Origin of the sequence: Neobacillus paridis, from assembly GCF_016765675.1 — a bacterium.
Lineage (GTDB): Bacteria > Bacillota > Bacilli > Bacillales > Cytobacillaceae > Neobacillus > Neobacillus paridis.
Genome location: NZ_JAESWB010000354.1, coordinates 1 through 914, shown reverse-complemented (window position 1 = coordinate 914; position 914 = coordinate 1). Strand labels below are relative to the sequence as shown.

1 protein-coding gene is annotated in these 914 nt (G+C 39.7%); it reads right to left on the bottom strand.

Annotated elements, in window-relative coordinates; translation table 11 throughout:
- On the bottom strand, nucleotides 1–426 hold a 426-nt coding region (locus JK635_RS20485), incomplete at its 3' end, for a hypothetical protein (RefSeq protein WP_202655789.1).
- Between the last annotated feature and the right edge of the window lie 488 nt (nucleotides 427–914).

Sequence of the window (914 nt, the reverse complement as noted above, 5' to 3'; positions counted from 1 at the left end):
CTCTTGAAGCAACGTAATATCCATTATTGCTAAAAGAACTTCGTTTCGTTCAGTGGGGTCAGGAAATGCTTCAGATAACTGCCTATAACTTGACTCTGAACCGAGCAGAGTCAAAAAATTTGGACTTGAACTGGTAGGTGCACTAGCTTCTCGCACTCCATTACTCGGATCTCCGATAAGCTTTAGTGAGGAAATCCAGTTTCCTAACCTTCTTTCAGCTTTCCATTCGCTTAACGGAACGACAAAAGCTGACGTCTCATATACTTGATCTTCTGTGGTGGCCGAGAATACTGTAATCAATGCCCTAAAATTATATGAAAAATCATTCCAACCTTCATTGACTGGGGAAATTACTATTGCAGGCGTTGATGGCGGCGCCGAAGCATGTTTAGAAAAAAATACGCTAAATTTGTTATTGTTTGACATACAGGCCTTATACGTTTCGGAACGGGGCTATGATAGTGCTTGAGACATCGTTATAAAAAATTTTTTAATCGTTCGAGCGAAGTAATACGAATTTCTGATATATGACTAGGCCGAACATATACTTAACATAAAATTCTTACTATTGAATCGGTTTGCATTTTTTTAATCATTAGACACCGTGGAATTATGCAATCCTAAGGTAAGGTCATGGTACATTTTGCTTTGCAATAAGCGGCCTAAATTTGCGTATTTGACATGAAAATACTACTACTGCGCAAGAGTTTGCGGGTGCAAAATGTTGTATTTATCCTTCTTTAAAATAATTTTTTGGAAACTAGCGTCGGCGTACGCCGTAAACCAGACTCTCACGAATATATTATTTCTCTGGCAAAATTAGGGGAGGGCGTAGTCCCAGATAAAGTCGGTGTGCGGCATCGCAGTTTTCCGTGCTTCTCCCTTGCCATCAATAGAGCGAAAAAATACCCATG